Origin of the sequence: Thermobrachium celere DSM 8682 (genome assembly GCF_000430995.1) — a bacterium.
GTDB lineage: Bacteria > Bacillota > Clostridia > Clostridiales > Caloramatoraceae > Thermobrachium > Thermobrachium celere.
Map to the genome: position 1 here is coordinate 200860 of NZ_HF952039.1, position 1083 is coordinate 201942.

General features: G+C 52.9%; 1 rRNA gene and 1 other annotated feature (1 of these 2 only partly in view). The gene reads right to left on the minus strand.

Annotation, left to right across the window (positions count from 1 at the left end):
* Positions 1 to 465, minus strand: a sequence feature (23S ribosomal RNA rRNA prediction is too short).
* A gap of 254 nt (positions 466 to 719) precedes the next feature.
* Positions 720 to 1083: ribosomal RNA gene (locus tag TCEL_RS14470) — 16S ribosomal RNA — on the minus strand (it continues 1201 nt past the right edge of the window).

Here is a 1083-nt window from a genome sequence, read left to right on the forward strand (position 1 = left end):
ACGGTACTATGCGCTATCGGTCACCAGGTAGTATTTAGCCTTGGGAGGTGGTCCTCCCTGCTTCCCACAGGGTTCCTCGTGTCCCGTGGTACTCTGGATCAGGTCTCGCTCAAAGTCCTTTTCGCCTACAGGGCTTTTACCTTCTGTGGCTGGCCTTTCCAGACCTATTCGACTAAGAACTCCTTCGCTTTCTTGACCTGTCCGCAACCCCAGAGTTTCCTCTGGTTTGGGCTCCTCCCCTTTCGCTCGCCGCTACTTAGGGAATCGATTATTCTTTCTTTTCCTCCGGGTACTTAGATGTTTCAGTTCCCCGGGTGTGCCCTCCTTAGCCTATGGATTCAGCTAAGGATGCATGGCGTTAGCCATGCGGGTTCCCCCATTCGGACATCTGCGGATCACAGCCTGTTTGCGGCTACCCGCAGCTTTTCGCAGCTTACCACGTCCTTCATCGGCTCCTGGTGCCAAGGCATCCACCATGCGCCCTTTGTAGCTTGATCGTTACAAAGAACTTGTTACCTTTGGCTGTGCAGTTTTCAAAGAACTGTTTTACTTACTCTTAAAGACGTTTCTTATCATAATGCGTCTTTAATCTGAAGGGACTTCGGCCTTTCGGCTCCCGGGCAATTTAGACGCTAACTTCGTTAGCTAAATTGCCCGCCGAAATCCATTCAGGATTTCGGCCCTTCAAAACTAAACAGCGAGAGCTATTAAACCCTTAGAAAGGAGGTGATCCAGCCGCAGGTTCTCCTACGGCTACCTTGTTACGACTTCACCCCAATCACCAGCCCCACCTTCGACAGCTGCCTCCCTTGCGGGTTAGCCCACTGGCTTCGGGTGTTGCCGGCTCTCATGGTGTGACGGGCGGTGTGTACAAGGCCCGGGAACGTATTCACCGCGGCATGCTGATCCGCGATTACTAGCAACTCCGGCTTCATGTAGGCGAGTTGCAGCCTACAATCCGAACTGGGACCGGTTTTTGAGATTAGCTCCCCCTCACGGGTTTGCAACTCATTGTACCGGCCATTGTAGCACGTGTGTAGCCCAGAGCATAAGGGGCATGATGATTTGACGTCATCCCCACCT